Below are 15917 nucleotides of genomic sequence, written 5' to 3' on the forward strand. Positions count from 1 at the left end.
CCTTGAGCGAAGCAGTTGCGGCCCTGCTGGGCCTCGAACAACAGTTGCGCCGGGCGACGGACCCGTCGCAGCTGTATTTCACGGTGGTCAACCAGCTTGACCGGTGTGTGCCTTTCACCCTCGCGGTCATGCTTGTGGGCGACCAGCCCGGGCGGGCCGACGTCATGGCGATTTCGGACGTGCCGACGGTGGACTACACGTCGCCCTTTGTGCTCTGGGTAGAGCGGCTGGCAAAGCACTGCGCGAGTAAAGCCGATGACACCACGCAGCAGGTACTGACGCCCTCGGGTGTTCCTGCTGAACTGGCGTCGGAATGGCGCGAGCTAGGCCTGCCGGAATGCCTGCTGTGGCAGCCCTTGCCCGTGGAGGCGCGTGACAACACGCCGGCCGGTGTGTTGCTGCTTTTTGCGGAGCAGGAATGGACCAGCGAAGAGTTGGGTGTCAGCGGCCACCTGTCGGCCAGCATCGGCCATGCCCTGTTTGCCCTGCGTCGCCACCGTCCCCTGGCGGGTCTGTGGCAGCGTTTGCGTCAGCGTCGTCTCTTTTTCGCACTTGTGCTGCTGGTGCTGGTTATCCTGTTCCTCCCGGTACGGCTGACCACGCTGGCACCGGCCGAGGTCATTGCGGACAGCCCGGCCATTGTCGCCGCGCCCCTGGACGGAGTGGTGGCGTCGGTGGACGTGATGCCGAACCAGCAGGTGGTGCCGGGTGATGTTCTGGCCCGTATGGAAAACAGCGATCTGGAAAGCGAGGCGGAGGTGGCCAGGCAGGCACTGGCCGTGGCGCGGGCCCGGCTCCTTACCGCCCAGCAAAGCGGCTTCATGGACCCCACCCAGAAAGCCAGGCTGGCTGAGTTGCAGGCGGATGTCAGCCTCAATGACTCCCGATTGAAGTATGCCGAGGCCCGTCTTCAGCGTTCGGTCATCCGGGCTGAATCGGCAGGCATTGCGGTGCTGGAGGACCCGGCCGAATGGCGTGGGCGCCCGGTAAAGACCGGGGAGCGGATACTGCAGGTGGCTGATCCGGATAGGGTGGCCTTCGAAATCAGTCTCCCGGTCAAGGATTCCGTTGCCCTGGAAACGGGCACTGAGGTGAAAGTCTTTCTGGACAATGATCCCCTGCACCCCTGGCGTGGAACTCTCAGGCATGCCGGGTATGAGCCCCGACCCTCACCGGACCAGCAGATGGTCTATCGCCTGGTTGCCGAGCTTGAAGCGACCCCGTCCGCCGAAGCCGCCTTCCCGCGGATCGGGTTACGGGGCACGGCCAGGATTCACGGCGACAAGGTCAGCGTGTTCTTCTTTCTGTTCCGGCGACCGATTACCGCCGTGAGGCAGTGGCTGGGATGGTAGAAGCTCGCCTGCCCCGGTTGCGCCCGGACCTGAAGTTGCTGCCGGGAAGTCACGATGAAGACGGCGCCCCGCGCTGGCTACTCTACGATGTGGTGAGTAACCGCTACTTTTCCCTGTTCGAGCGCACCCTGAAGCTGATTCGTCACTGGCAGCCTGGTGTGCTGGTGGACGAGATGGTGGCAAGCCTTGGTAAGCAGGGCCTTGATTTCGACGCGGATGAGATACGCTCCTTCGCCCATTTTCTGGTGACTAACCACCTGGTCCAGGCCCGTACCGACGGCGCGGCTGGCCATTTTGCCGGACAGAAACGGGCCCAGCGCAAGGGCGTCTGGAGCTGGCTACTCCACAATTATCTGTTCATCAAGATTCCGCTGGTGCGGCCCGAACCCTGGCTGAGGAAGGTCATGCCCCGCATGGGCTGGCTGTTCCAGCCCTGGCTGTCCCGTCTGATCATCATGCTTGGGGTGATCGGTGGTTTTATGGTGTTGCGCCAGTGGGACACGTTCACCGCCACGTTCCTGTATTTCTTCAGCCTCGAAGGCATGGTGCTCTACGCCCTCACCCTGGTGCTGGTCAAGAGTGCCCACGAGCTGGGCCACGCCATGGTTTCCCATCGGCTGGGTTGTCGGGTGGCCTCCATGGGCGTGGCTTTCCTGGTGATGATGCCGGTGCTCTATACCGATACCACCGATGCCTGGAAGCTCAGGCGCAAGAAGGATCGTCTGAGAATTGTGACCGCCGGTGTCCGGACCGAACTCTATATAGCCATGCTGGCGACGTTCCTGTGGTCCGTATTGCCCGACGGCGCCCTGCGCAGTGCGGCATTCTTCCTGGCCACAACCAGTTGGGTGACGTCGCTGTTGGTCAACGTCAGTCCTTTTCTCCGGTTTGACGGCTACTACGCGTTCTCGGACCTTATCGGCGTGGAGAACCTTCAGCAGCGGGGTTTCGCTCTGGGCCGCTGGAAGATGCGCCAGTGGCTGTGGGGGCTCAGGGATCCGATGCCAGAGCCGATGCCCAGGCCCCGTGCCCGGCTGCTGATCCTCTACGCCTGGGGCACCTGGGTTTACCGTTTCGTGCTGTTTCTGGGTATTGCCCTGCTGGTCTATCACCTGTTCTTCAAGGTGCTGGGTATTCTGCTGTTTGTGGTCGAACTTCTCTGGTTTATCGCTATGCCAATCTATCGGGAACTCAAGGCCTGGTGGGAACGCAAAGAGCAGTTCCAGTGGGGGGCGGGTCGCCTGCTGGCCTGGTTAATCCCGGTGGCGTTGCTGGTCTATGCGGCTATCCCTCTGCCGTCGGAAGTAAAGATGCCTGCGGTGGTACGGGCGGCTGAGATTCAGGACCTGTTTGCGCCGGAAGCGGGCCGGATCGTGAGGCTGCCGATTGTCGACGGGCAACGGGTCGAGCGGGGTGAAGTTTTACTGGAACTCCACTCGCCGGAACTGGAGCAGCGTCTGGAAGAGACCTCTCTTGAGCTGAGGATGGTCAATGAGCGTCTGTCACGGCAGGCATCGTCTGCGGAGCAGCGGTCACTGGTAGCGGTCAATGAGCAGATGCTCCGACAGTTGCAGGGACGTCTGGAAGGGCTGCAGGCTCGACTGGACCGACTGACCCTGCGTGCGCCCTTTGCCGGCATCGTCGATACGAGGCGCGCCCTTCATGAAGGCCAATGGATAGGGGAAGATGCTGACCTGATAACGGTCCACGGCACGGCCGAGGTTGTCATTGATGGTCTGGTCGTCGAGCAGGACCTGGTAATGCTGGAGGCCGGTCAGTCCGGCGTGTTTATCGCTGATAGTGGTGAACATGCTGCCTTGCCGGTAAGGCTGTCGGATATCAGTGTCAGCGCCATCCCGTTCCTGCGTTACCGGGAATTGGCCTCTGATCATGGCGGCCCGGTTGCCGTCCGTTCTTCCGAAGACCGGCTGGTGCCCGAGTCGGCGTATTATCGCATCCAGGCCGTACCGCAGGCGGGCACTCCACCGTGGGCCCCGGATCGGCGACAGTCAGGGTTACTGGTGGTTGAGGGTGCGACCCGAAGCTGGCTGGTGCACCAGGCACGTAGGGTTGTTGTGGTCTTTCTCAGGGAAACCGGCTTTTGACACTGGAACGCCCTTATTTCGCAGCTATGGGAAGGAATTGCCTCATTCCTCGATACAGATCGCCCGACGCTTGATCGCCTGCGCCGTCTTCATCAGCAGAATGATGATCAGCAATGTCAGCACTCCTAAAAGCACCATGCCGAGGCCCAGGAAGAAGCGAAGCTGCAGTTGCTGGTAAAGCAGTAGTGTGGCGATGGTGATCGCTGCCATGGGGAACGAATAGGCCCACCAGGACAGGAAGAACTCCAGTTTCGTGAAGCGGTTTACCTGGGTCAGGAGCATCAACGTCAGGAAGAGAGCGATGTAGTAAAGGATGCGGGCAAAAGCATCCACTTCGCCCGTCAGCTGTAGCCAGGAGACGAAGCCGACAGCTGGCGGCGCAATCAGGATGAACAGTGTTGGCAGCAGCTTGGCCGGCAACGGCTGATGGAAAAACATGCGGTAGAAGATGATGGTCAGCAGCACCAGCCAGAACACCAGGCCGATACTGAAGAAGAACCAGGAAATCTCCGGCGAGGCGTGATGGATACCGGCAATCGGTACCAGGATGTTGCCGACAATGGGAATGAACCAGGCAGGGCTGATGTGGTTGATTTCAAAATGCGTCTGGTGCATCCAGGCGGACAGTACGTACAGGGTAAAGATCAGGTGCAGGGTGGTCCCGACACACCAGCAGATTGCCGATATGGCAGGGTTGTAGGGCATGATGGCGATACTCAGCAGGATCAGGCCAATGGAAATGGTGGGGAAGAAGTTCAGCTTCACCGGGTGAGCAAACTCGGCCTTTACCTGTTGTGGATATTTCGCCAGTTTGGCGGCATAGAAGATCAGCAGCAGGATAAACAGACCGATGGTCAGCGTCAGTAGGACCGGGCTAGGCTCTACCGGCAGGGTCAGCAGTGATTCGGCACGGTGCCAGGCAATGGTGAAGCCGGTCATGCCCATGACCATGGCAAACCAGGAAATGGGAAAGTTCTGCAATCGGGATGGCTGGATGTCAGTCATTGCGGGCTAATGCTCTTCGATCATACAAGCCGTTTGCCGGAACGCGGTGTCCGGCAAACGGGTGTGGATGGTTCAGAAGCTGAAGATGCGGATCTCCGGGTCGAGCATCTGCCCGGCCATGTCCGGCGGCGTCGCGACGCCAACACCTTCCATCAGGTCTTCCTGAGTGTAGTCGCTGTTGGGCAGGTACAGGGCGCAGACATTGATCTCGCCACCCTGTTTGGCCAGGCCACGGAGCATCTGGCCGGGCGTGAGATCTTTCGGCTTCAGGGCGTCCGCACTGTAGGACTTGAGAGCAAGGTCCCCGGCCTGGTCACAAAGCAGAACGTTTACCTGCGCACCCTGCTGCGCCATGGTATTGGACAGCACCATGGCCATGCCCTGGGTCTGCAGCGAGTCGCTGGAAAGAATGACCAGCACTTTGTCGGCGGTGTCACCGTGTTGGTCAGCATGGGATATCAGGGGGGCGGTGGCCAGCAGCGTGGCGGCCACCAGTGTGGTTAGCAGGCGTGGCATGGGTTTTCTCCTGTGGCAGTGGCAAGACGTCATGACACTTTAGGGAGAAAGCTGCTGCGGCTCAGTGACTAAGTCACCATGGGTGGGATTTCAGTTTACGCAATGGCTGTCAGCCACCCCGGTGAAACGCATCCGCCCAGGCCAGGGCCTCGGCGGATGGCAAAGGCCTGGTGAAGTAAAACCCCTGCGCCAGATAACATCCCATTTCCAGCAGCCGGTCCCTGGTGGCCTCGTCCTCGATGCCTTCGGCCACTACCCGGCGGTGGAAGTTCTGTGAGAGGGCGATGATGGCCCCCACCACCTTTTCATCGTCGGGGTCGTTGAGCATATCCGTGACAAAGGACCGATCAATCTTGATTTCCTGTACCGGCAGCCGGCGAAAGTAATCCAGGGAGGAATAACCGGTACCGAAATCGTCCAGCGACAGATCCACTCCAAGCGCCCGGCAGGTTTTTAGGCGTTTGATGACGATGCTGGCATCATCCAGGGCTGTGGTCTCGAGCAGTTCCAGGGTGAGCCGCGAGCACAGGGACTTGTCACAGTCAGCCAGGGCGTCCTTCAGGTCCTGGCTGAAGCGTTCGCTCAGGAAATGCGACGGGCTGAGGTTAATGCTCAGGGAGTAGTTCTGGCCTTCGGCTTGCCAGGACTGCAGCTTCCCGATGGCATCTGCCATGACAAAGCGACTGATGTCAGCGGCATACTCCGTGTACTCGATATAGGGCAGGAATTCGAAGGGGCCGACTAGCCCACGCTCCGGGTGGTTCCAGCGAATCAGTGCCTCGAAACCTTCCACCTTGTTCTCCCGCAGGTTGATTCTGGGTTGGAGGAAGAGTTCGAACTGTTGCTGTTCAAGCGCTGCGGAGATCTGTTCCACCACCTGGAGTTTTTTCTTGCGGCTGACATGACTCCTGACGTCAAAGACACGGTGCTGGTTCCTGCCCTGCTCCTTGGCGGCGTACATGGCCTGGTCTGCGTGCCTCAGGAGGAGGTCTGGTCCCGCCTGGTCATCGGGGTAGACAGTAATGCCCAGGCTTCCGGACAGCTGAAGATGGTAGTGGCTGTGGGGTATCGTCTGCCGGATGGTTTCCAGCATCCGGTGATAGACGCCGTCATCGCTCACGTCCCGCAGGATGGCAACAAACTCGTCACCCCCCAGCCGCGCCACCAGATCGTGCTCCCGCATGGATGTTTTCAGTCTTTCGGCCACGGTCTTGAGTACCATGTCGCCCACGGAGTGCCCGAACTGGTCGTTGATTTCCTTGAAGCCATCCAGGTCGATGAAGCACACGGACAGCCGCCCCTGACGCCTGTCGGCTTCCACCAGTTCCTGCTCGAACAGTTCCGTGAGTCGTCGTCGGTTGGGCAGGCCGGTAAGCGAGTCGTAATTGGCGGCCTTTTCGAGACTTTTCTTGTGATCCAGCCTTTCCTTGTAGAGGCGTTTTCGCTCGATCAGCTGGCCGACAGTCTGTAGCAGCGGTTCCAGGGCGAGGGCGAGCTCTTCCGAATAGCCCTCGACCCGGTTTCCCAGGCCCACCAGGCCGATCAGCTGGTCGCCGGAATGGATCGGAATGCCCTGGTAGGCTTTGATCGCCGGATGGCCCTCCGGCAGTCCGCCACGACGCGGGTCGGAATCGAAATGGTTGGCGATGACCAACTGCCCGGTAGCGAGGGACGCACCGATCAGGTTGCTGCTGTTTTCGAAGATCATGCCCCTGCGCTTGACCTGCTGGTAGAGCCCTTCGGTTTCCGGGCTCCAGGCGATATTGGTGATGGCGCCGATCTTCAGGTAGGGCGTGTTGTCGGGATGGTGCAGTACCTCCCCGATAAAGCCGAACTGGCTGTCAGTCAGAGCCAGCAGGTCATTGAGCATGAGCTCGAAGGCGGCGCTTTCGTCCTCATGGGTCAGGAAGACGTTCTGGGCCCGGTAGATCGCCCGGGTCAGCTGGGACACCGGGAAGAACTCCTGGCTCTGCGCTCCCTGGTAGGCCCGCTCGATTTCGTCTTCCACCAGGCTGGCGAGACTTCGCAGCACGTCGAGTTCGAACTCGGGGATTCGGCGAGGTACCCGGTCGAGGATGCAGAGGGTGCCGATCTTGAAACCGCTGGGTTCCCTTACCGGCATGCCGGCGTAGAAGCGGATGTGGTGCTCGCCCGTGACCAGCGGGTTATTGCGAAAGCGTACGTCGTGGGAGGCGTCCTCCACGATAAAAAGCTTGTCCTCACGGATGGCGTAGTCGCAGAACGCAATGGAACGTGGTGTTTCCTCAATGACCAGTCCCTGCTTCGACTTGAACCATTGACGGTGGTCATCGATGAGGGTGAACAGGGCAACCGGGACCTCATAGAACCGTTGGGCAATGCGTGTCAGGCGCTCGAAGCGCTCATCCGGAGGAGTGTCGAGAATGCCAAGGCGTTTGAGTGCTTCAAGCCTGCGTTGTTCGGCCCTGGATCTTTCCACGGATACTCCTGGGTAGACGGCCTCAGCCACATGCATTGACCTGGGAGTCTTATAGTGTAGGCAGAAAGGTCGCTTTTATCTTCCCTGTTCTTTGATTCGGATGGCCCGGCGTTTGAGCGCCGCTGGCATGCCGACAGGGCAGACGTCTACGGCTCAGGCTGTCTCTCTTTCAGCAAGGCGCCGGAGGGTTGCGATAACAGTTCTTTCAGCGCCGGTGTTTCGAATTGCCGCCGGATGTTGATGGCGTAGAACTCCTCGTATACGCCTGGCAGTACACCATACTCCTGTAGCACGCCATTGGTGAGTTCGTCCCGCACAACTACCGGCGGCAGTATGGCGAGGTGCCCGGTGTCCCGGGTCAGCAGTCGCATCAGGGCCATGTCATCCACTTCCGCTGCGATGGTGGGCCTGATGCGGTGGTATTCGCAGATCTGCTCGAACGCCTGGCGTATGTTGTTGTTGGCACCCGGCACGATCAGGCTGCGTTCCAGCAGTATCCGTGGTAGCTCTTTCGACAGTTCCAGGTCTGGCGGGCCGATGACACTGACCGACTGCCGCCCGATGAGGCGGGATCGCCAGGGGTATTGTTCATCGCCCTGGACGGACTGGTTGGAAAGGATCAGGTCCAGCCTGTGAGCCGACAGGCGCCGCAACAGTTCATCCAGGTGGCCGCTCTGCAGGCTCAGCTCCAGGTCCTCGCGCCCCAGCAGTGGCTGCAGGAAACCTTCCTGGAAATTCCGCGACAGGGTGGCAACGGCGCCCACCCGCAGTACTTCCCGGTTGGGCTGAGCCCCGGACGCAAACATGGCGGTCAGCTCTTCTCCCTGCCGGAAAATGTCCTCGGCGTAGGAAAACGCCAGCCGTCCGGCTTCGGATAACTTCAGGCGACGGCCTTCACGGATGAACAGGTCATGCCCAAGGCTCTCCTCAAGCTTGCGGATCTGGCCGGACAGGGCCGACTGGGAGATGTGCAGGGCATCCGCCGTGCGCGTCAGGTGCCCGGCCCGCGCCACCCGCCAGAAGTAATAGAGGTGATGGTAATTAAGCTTCACGGTGATTCATTCTCTATAAGTGAACGGATGGTTCGATATAAACTATTTTATCTATGATTGTGGGTTGCGCAAACTGGTCTCGACATCAAGGAGACTGGCACTCATGAACTCACTTATGGATATTCCTGCCTTTGGCCTGCTGGCAGCGTGGCTGCTACCCGTTGCCCTGATGCTGCTGCTCGCGGCTGGCTGTGGCTGGTTGCAGAATCCCCTCAAACTGGCGCACTGCTGGCGGATCGCCCAGCGGCTGCTGCTGATTTCCATGGCTGCCTCGGCAGCGGTCGGAGCCTGGTTGCTCACGGAATCTGTCTGGTCAGCAACGACTCGACTGCAGGACAGCGCCCGAGCCCTGGGGCTTTACCCAGACGGTATCAGCGTCTGGATGGCGCTGATGGTGAGTTTTATCGGCTGGGTCATTCTTCGTTTCGCGGATACCTACCTGCGGGCTGATCCCGGTCATCAGCGGTTCCTGCCCTGGCTGCTGGTGATCATCGGGTCGGTGCTGGTGCTGGTGTTCACCAATCACCTGCTGATACTGGCTTTCGCCTGGGTCGCCATCAGCCTGGCACTCCACCATTTGCTGACGCTCTACCAGGATCGACCCCAGGCACGCCTGGCAGCGGTGCAGAAGTTCATTGTCAGCCGGCTGGGCGACGGGTTTGTCTTCCTGGGCGTCGGTCTGCTCTATGCGGAGCATGGCACCTTTATTCTGCCGGATATCATCGCGCAAAGTGGCGCGGTTGCCACCAATGGCGTCTATGCCTGGTGGGCCTCAGTGGCCCTGGCGCTGGCCGCGGTGCTCAAGTGTGCCCAGATTCCCTTTCATGGCTGGTTGCTGCGGGTCATGGAGGCGCCAACCCCCGTGTCGGCGCTGCTTCACGCCGGAGTTATCAACCTGGGTGGTTTTCTCTGGCTTCGGCTGTTTCCTGTCTTTGATGGCTTTACGCCTGGCCACATGATCCTGCTGGCAGTCGGGGGCACTACGGCGGTTGTCGCGGTGCTTACCATGATGACCCATTATTCCGTCAAGCATGCCCTGGCCTGGTCCACCTGTGCCCAGATGGGTTTCATGTTGTTCGAGATCGGCATGGGCGCCTATACCCTGGCCCTGCTTCATCTGCTCGCCCACTCTGTCTACAAGGCCCATTCGTTCCTGGCTTCCGGGCGTACGGTGGCGGTGTCCGCAACCCATGGTTTTCCTCCCGCGCCCTGGCAGGTTCGCTTTCTCAGGGCCGGGGTCTGTGCTGGTGTCGCCGGTGTTGTGATTGTGCTGGCGCCGCAGATCGTCCAATACAACCCTGTGCTTGGTGCGGTGCTGGTGCTGGCGGTGGGTGCGGCCGTTCTGGGTATACCCGGTGGCACCTCGCCTCTGGTGGCGGGACGCCTGTGCCTGCTGGCTGTGGCGCTGGTGCCGGGCTACTTCCTGCTCCACCTGTTGCTGGGGCCGGCATTGCCTGACCACCAGCCGGTGCTACTGCCGCTGGCGGCACAGTGGGTGGGATGGCTGGTGGTTGCGGCGCTGCTGACAGGCACCGTCATGACCCATCTCAGCCCCCGGTACCGTCTGGTCCGGGCACTCTGCACCCACTTCCGTCACGGGCTTTACCTGGACGTACCCTTTGACCGGGTAACCGGTTTCCTGGCCGCCAGGGCCCTTCGTGCACCCTACGCATTGCGTCGCGTGCCTCATCATCCCTTCAGAGTGGAGGATCGGTCATGACTCTTCCCGCCATGGCAACCGCCGCTGTGCAGCCATTGTCCGGTGACTGGCAAGAGCGGCTCAGGTCTGTCTGCCCCCGTATTGCGCCGGTCTGGCCGCTGGATCAGTGGATTGCGGTGAATCCGTTCTGGGGGCTGAAACATCTGCCGGCGCCGACCGCAGACCGACTCCTGAGGCAGCGGGGTGGTTTTTCCATCCTGATGCCGCCCGCCTTTTACAAGGAGGCCTGGGATGGTGGGCGGATCCGCCGCGGAGACCTGGAGCAGGCCCTGCGCGAACGGGAGAGCACGGAGGATCCGGATGCGCTCGTACGCTGGCTGTCGTTGGCGCCTCCGGTTGATGTGGGCGGTTGTGCCGCATCCGTGCTGGAAACCTATGCTCCCGTGCGTGAGGGCGAGCCGGTCATCAACGTGGTGCGGGATCAGATTGCAGAAACCTGTGCCGCGTTCTTTGATGGACGCCAGGCCGGCTGGTCCATGAGCCGTGATACCGATTGCCTTTACCGGTTCTGGCTCGAATCCAGCCGGAACAGCCTGCTGCTGGACACCGCTACGGGTGTCGGCGGGGCGCGGAATTGCCTGCGGTCCATGCCCGAGGACCCGGCCGCGGCCATCCGGCAGGCGGTCTCAACCCTGAATCTCAATGGGGAGACCCTTGAGGCCATGGGCCACTACTGGCTGCTGCAGGTCAATGGCTGGGCCTCCTGGTGCCGGGGCGAGGACTGGCGGGCCAACCTTGGGAAAGGCGGTTCCGATCGTGTCTGGGAGCTTCTGGCCATCACCCTGGTCTGGGAAGCGACGGGTCTGGTATGCGCCTCGATGGAGCAGAAAGTCCGGTACCGTAAAAACCGTGCCGGTCTGAACAGGCTGCCCCCGGCGGGCCGTTCTGATCAGCTATGGCTGTGGCATCGTGCCTTTGAAATCGGCTACCAGAGGACACTCTGGCAATCGCTGATGCGTCCACGGAACGAAAGCGCCAGTGATACAGGGCCGGTAGCCCTGCAGGCGGTGTTCTGTATAGATGTGCGTTCGGAAGTGATGCGTCGTCACCTGGAAAGGGTGCTACCCCAGGCACGGACACTGGGTTTTGCCGGCTTCTTCGGGCTGCCCATGGAGCACCAGGCCCACGGGCCGTTCCGGCCTGTCCGGCGCCTGCCGGGCCTGCTGTCAGCGAATTATCGTCTGATGGACACCTGCGGCAGTCCGGGGCAGGACCGTCAGGTGAACCGGATGCTGGACCAGCGGGAGATCGGCCGGGGCTCGGTCCGAAAGGCCAAGTACGGCAGCCTGTCGACCTTCACGCTGGTGGAAACCACCGGCCTGGCGTGGGCCTGGAAACTGGTGCGTGACAGTCTGAAGCGCCCGGAAGGAAACCACACCCCGGCCACACCGCCGGAAGGACGGCTGGTTCACGCCACCGGCGGTGATCCCCTGAGCGACGCCGAGAAAGCGGGGCTGCTGGCCGGCGCTCTGCGCGGTATGTCCCTGACCCGGGATTTCGCGCCCCTGGTGGCCTTTATCGGGCACGGCAGCCGAACCGACAATAACCCGAACCAGGCCGGTCTCGACTGCGGCGCCTGCGGCGGCCAGAGTGGTGCCGTCAACGCCCGTCTGACCGCCCGCCTGTTCAATGATCCCTCGGTGCGGGCGGCGCTTTCGGGGCAGGGCATCCGCATACCGGACTATTGCTGGGCGGTGGCCGGCGAACATTGCACGTTGACGGATACGGTCTCGCTGCTGGAAACCGACCGCGTACCTGACACCCACTTGTCCCGTGTGGAGGCGTTGTCCCGGGCCTTCGCGAAGGCCAGTGTCGAGGCACGGCGGGAAAGGGCCACGGCGCTGGGGCTCAACGGGCTGGGTGACGGACAGCTGCTCGAGATGATGGAGCGCAGGGGGCGTGACTGGTCCGAGGTTCGACCGGAGTGGGGCCTGGCGAATAACGGTGCCATTGTCTTCGCCCGGCGGGACTTTACCCGTGGTGCAGACCTGGGTGGGCGGGTGTTCCTGCATGAATACGACGCAGCTCAGGACAGCGACGGCAGCATTCTGGAAGCGCTGCTGACTGCTCCCATGGTGGTGGCTAACTGGATCAACCTGCAGTATTTCGCCTCCGTCACGGCGCCGCAGGTACACGGTGCGGGTAACAAACTCCTGCATTCCGTGGTGGGCGGGAACGTCGGCGTGATTGAAGGCAACAGCCCGCAGCTGAGGATCGGCCTGCCTCTGCAGTCCGTGCATGATGGCACGCTCTGGCGCCATGAGCCGGTGCGTCTGACCGTGGTGATCGATGCTCCGGCGGACCGGATCGAGGGTATTCTCAGCCGGCAACGGAATGTCGCCGACCTTGTGGAAAACCAGTGGCTGTTCCTATGCCGGTATACGGAGCAGGGCGTGGCGCAATACCGCGATGGCCAGTGGGATGAGGCGATGGCACAGCGGTAGACGGTCGTGTCTGCCGCTGTCGGGTCCGGCCTCAGTAGGCGCCGCGGATCAGATCAATGCCCGGCCGCAGCACCTCGTGCCATTCCTCCTCAAGGGCGGGTGAGTATTCGGGGTCGTGGTGTCGCACGGCTTTCATCAGCGCCGTCAGCCACAGCTCGTACCAGGCCGGGTCAATATTGTAGTGGTGACGGTCGTGGCTCTCGCCCAGTGCCCTGAGCTTGCGGTCGGACATGCCTCGCGCCGTCAGTATCAGCTGCATGATGCCATTGCGCAGCAGGTGGCGCTGGGCGGCCATGTCGGTATTGGCAAATCGCTCCCGGATCTGTTCCGAGCTGTCCATGAAGAAGGTATAGAAGTTGATAAAGAACTGCTCGTCGCGGCAGCAGCGTCCATAGCTCTGGAAGACGTTGTCGGTCGGGTTCATCCTTGCTCACTCCTGATAAATTAGGGGGCTATCTTAATCACGCGCTCCCGAATAGCAAGTAGCCGAAAGTCACAGGCGGTCAGGATATCCACGCCCGTTTGCCAATACCGGCAGCGATGCTGTGGTACCGTCATGACCGCGCTGGCTCGTGTTACTGAACCGTCGCTCAGCGGGCTGAACAACGGCCTGTAATGTCCAGGGCCATAGCCACTTCCACTCTACTCTCTCCATCAGCTCTCCCCGACGATGCTCGCAGTTGAGCAGGACAAGGTGCAAGGGCCCTGCCCCCCGTTTCCCTCTGCGCTGGCGCCTTGGGTATGCTGGCTCACCTAATATAATTAAATAATCTAAGGTTATGCCTAAAAAGATGGTAGGCTTTGACAATCATCAATCAACGACGCCACACCGATAAACACAAGAGGGCCGAGTTATGACCAGCAGCACACAGCAGCCTGTTGCAGGCACACAGTACAGCATCGTTATCGTGGGTGGCGGCGCTGCCGGCATTTCTGTCGCCGCCAGTATTCACAGGCGCGACCGGAACATCGACATCGCCGTTATCGAGCCGTCCGACACGCACCACTACCAGCCGGGCTGGACCATGGTGGGTGGCGGGGTGTTCGCGCCGGAGGTCACAGCCCGACCAACATCCGAAGTCATGCCCGGGTATGTCACCTGGGTCCGGCAGACGGTGACCGACGTGGACCATGACGCGAACCAGGTTCGTCTGGGAGATGGGTCGGTGATTTCCTACCAGGCGCTGATCCTCGCCCCCGGGCTTGAACTGAACTGGGCCGCCGTCGATGGCCTGGAGGCTGCCCTGGGGTCCAATGGCGTGACCTCAAACTATCGTCAGGGTATGGCGCAATACACCTGGGACAGGGTGCAGCACCTCAAGAAGGGCACGGCGCTGTTCACTCAGCCGCCCATGCCCATCAAATGTGCCGGGACTCCCCAGAAAGCCATGTATCTGTCCGCAGACCATTGGTTGAAGGCGGGAGCGCTGGGGGAAGTGGACGTCCAGTTCCACAATGCCGGTGCGGTGCTGTTTGGCGTCCCGGCCTATGTTCCGGCGCTGCAGGAATACATCGACAAATACGGTATTGATGTGAACTTCCAGAGCAACCTGGTGGCCGTGAATGGTCCCGCCAGAAAAGCCACCTTCCGGGTGACCGATGGGGAGGGGGCCGTGAGCGAGCGGGAAGTGGGGTTTGATCTGCTCCATGCCGTACCGCCCCAGCGGGCGCCAGCGTTCATCCGTGAGTCGGCGCTGGCCAACGACGGCGGCTGGCTGGACCTGGCTGACGATACCCTCCAGCACAAAACCTGCAATAACGTCTTCGGCCTGGGGGATGTCAGCGGTACCAGCAATGCCAAGACGGCCGCCGCCGTGCGTAAGCAGGCGCCGGTGGTGGCCGAAAACGTGATTTCAGCGTTGCGGGGGCAGCCGCTGCAGGCCGCGTACCTGGGCTATGGCTCCTGCCCGCTGACGGTGGAAAACGGTCGTATTGTGCTGGCGGAATTCGGCTACAACGGTGTTCTGCAGCCGAGTTTCCCCAAGTGGATCAATGATGGCACCAAAGCTACCCGCGCGGCCTGGTGGCTCAAGGCCAAACAGCTGCCGACGCTGTACTGGCACGGGATGCTGAAGGGGCGGGAGTGGCTGGCACACCCGGCTACGCGGACCGTGGAGTGATCCGTGACCATCAGGTGGGTTCTGAGTCCGGTTTGGTGGTCTGCCATGACCAAATGTCAGTTTTGGTTGCTCTGGATCAACCCAGGCTATCGACGGCATTGCTTTGGTATGTCTAAATCGCATATGAATAGAACCAAAAGTATGATTTGGTGTGTGAGTGAATGACACTCCATACGGAGGATTGAGTATGAACAAGCCACTTGTGACCCATTTTTTCGATGAGCCCACCAACACCTTCAGCTATGTGGTTCAGGACCCGGACAGTGACGCCTGCGCCATCATCGACTCGGTGCTGGACTTTGACTATGCCGCTGGCCGCACCGATGTAAGATCCGCCGACGAAATCATCCGATTCGTGACAGACAACGGGCTGAGTGTTGAGTGGATTCTGGAAACCCATGTCCACGCTGATCACCTGTCCGCGGCTCCCTACCTCCACCAAAAGCTGGGTGGCAAGACCGGCATTGGCGCCAGGATCGTTGAGGTACAGAACATCTTTGGCAAGGCCTTTAATGCCGGCACCGACTTTGCCCGCGATGGCAGCCAGTTCGACCGGCTGTTCGAAGAGGGTGATTCCTTCCGGATCGGCAACCTGGAGGGCAGCGTCCTGCATACGCCCGGACATACCCCGGCCTGCCTGACCTATGTGATCGGCGATGCTGCTTTTGTGGGGGACACCCTGTTCGCCCCGGACGCCGGCACGGCCCGCTGTGATTTCCCCGGTGGTGATGCTCATACCTTGTTCCAGTCGGTCAAGAAGGTACTGGCCCTGCCGAGGGAAACCCGGATCTTCCTGTGCCATGACTATAAGGCACCGGGGCGCGACGAGTTCATGCACGAAACCACGGTGGCCGAGCAGCGGACCAGCAATATCCACGTCCGCGAGGGTATGACAGAGGACGACTTCGTTCGCCTGCGGACCGAACGCGACGCCACGCTGGATATGCCGCGGCTGATCCTGCCATCGGTGCAGGTCAACATGAGGGCAGGGGAGATGCCTCCGGCCGAGGACAACGGCCAGGTCTACCTCAAGGTTCCCATCAACCTGTTCTGAGGATGGAGAACATGAGGATGCATAACCGCGCAGCGCATCGGGCCGTGGCGCACACCGGCCACCGGACAACGCTGGCACCGGAGTGAACACC

At 61.1% G+C, this 15917-nt stretch carries 11 protein-coding genes; 6 read left to right on the plus strand and 5 right to left on the minus strand.

Annotation, left to right across the window (positions count from 1 at the left end; genetic code table 11):
- Nucleotides 1–2: 2 nt before the first annotated feature.
- Together ACFOZ5_RS18065 and ACFOZ5_RS18070 are read left to right on the plus strand one after the other, a co-directional pair.
- The gene (locus ACFOZ5_RS18065; protein WP_379889953.1) at nt 3–1352 is read left to right on the plus strand and encodes an efflux RND transporter periplasmic adaptor subunit; all 1350 of its coding nucleotides are present in this window, start codon (nt 3–5) and stop codon (nt 1350–1352) included.
- Nucleotides 1346–3457 (plus strand): HlyD family efflux transporter periplasmic adaptor subunit, encoded by a 2112-nt coding sequence (locus ACFOZ5_RS18070; RefSeq protein WP_379889955.1) that lies wholly within the window; start codon nt 1346–1348, stop codon nt 3455–3457. Before ACFOZ5_RS18065 ends, ACFOZ5_RS18070 begins: the two co-directional genes overlap by 7 nt.
- 42 nt (nt 3458–3499) lie before the next feature.
- On the opposite strand, the gene ACFOZ5_RS18075 is transcribed toward ACFOZ5_RS18070, so the two are convergent.
- The 4 genes from ACFOZ5_RS18075 to ACFOZ5_RS18090 form a co-directional block, all read right to left on the minus strand.
- On the minus strand, nt 3500–4462 hold the full coding sequence (locus tag ACFOZ5_RS18075; protein ID WP_379889957.1) for an SLAC1 anion channel family protein: 963 nt from the start codon (nt 4460–4462) through the stop codon (nt 3500–3502).
- A 72-nt stretch (nt 4463–4534) separates the two neighbouring features.
- On the minus strand, nt 4535–4978 hold the full coding sequence (locus ACFOZ5_RS18080; RefSeq protein ID WP_379889959.1) for a hypothetical protein: 444 nt from the start codon (nt 4976–4978) through the stop codon (nt 4535–4537).
- 109 nt (nt 4979–5087) lie between these two features.
- Entirely contained in the window at nt 5088–7436 is a 2349-nt protein-coding gene (locus ACFOZ5_RS18085; RefSeq protein ID WP_379889961.1) for a sensor domain-containing phosphodiesterase, read from the minus strand.
- Nucleotides 7437–7582: 146 nt separating this feature from the next.
- Nucleotides 7583–8488, minus strand: coding sequence for a LysR family transcriptional regulator (locus tag ACFOZ5_RS18090; RefSeq protein ID WP_379889963.1), 906 nt, complete (start codon nt 8486–8488; stop codon nt 7583–7585).
- A gap of 103 nt (nt 8489–8591) precedes the next feature.
- Between ACFOZ5_RS18090 and ACFOZ5_RS18095 the strand changes: the two genes are divergently transcribed.
- Complete coding sequence (locus ACFOZ5_RS18095) at nt 8592–10208, plus strand: NADH-quinone oxidoreductase subunit L (RefSeq protein WP_379889965.1); 1617 nt, start codon at nt 8592–8594, stop codon at nt 10206–10208.
- Nucleotides 10205–12652, plus strand: coding sequence for a YbcC family protein (locus ACFOZ5_RS18100; RefSeq protein ID WP_379889967.1), 2448 nt, complete (start codon nt 10205–10207; stop codon nt 12650–12652). The genes ACFOZ5_RS18095 and ACFOZ5_RS18100 overlap by 4 nt, the downstream gene beginning before the upstream one ends.
- 31 nt (nt 12653–12683) lie before the next feature.
- On the opposite strand, the gene ACFOZ5_RS18105 is transcribed toward ACFOZ5_RS18100, so the two are convergent.
- Complete coding sequence (locus ACFOZ5_RS18105; RefSeq protein WP_379889969.1) at nt 12684–13076, minus strand: globin; 393 nt, start codon at nt 13074–13076, stop codon at nt 12684–12686.
- A gap of 430 nt (nt 13077–13506) precedes the next feature.
- Between ACFOZ5_RS18105 and ACFOZ5_RS18110 the strand changes: the two genes are divergently transcribed.
- Complete coding sequence (locus ACFOZ5_RS18110; RefSeq protein WP_379889972.1) at nt 13507–14772, plus strand: NAD(P)/FAD-dependent oxidoreductase; 1266 nt, start codon at nt 13507–13509, stop codon at nt 14770–14772.
- 187 nt (nt 14773–14959) lie between these two features.
- Nucleotides 14960–15826, plus strand: coding sequence for an MBL fold metallo-hydrolase (locus tag ACFOZ5_RS18115; RefSeq protein WP_379889974.1), 867 nt, complete (start codon nt 14960–14962; stop codon nt 15824–15826).
- Nucleotides 15827–15917: the final 91 nt, after the last annotated feature.

This window comes from Marinobacter lacisalsi, assembly GCF_042651045.1.
In the GTDB taxonomy this organism is placed as follows: domain Bacteria; phylum Pseudomonadota; class Gammaproteobacteria; order Pseudomonadales; family Oleiphilaceae; genus Marinobacter; species Marinobacter lacisalsi.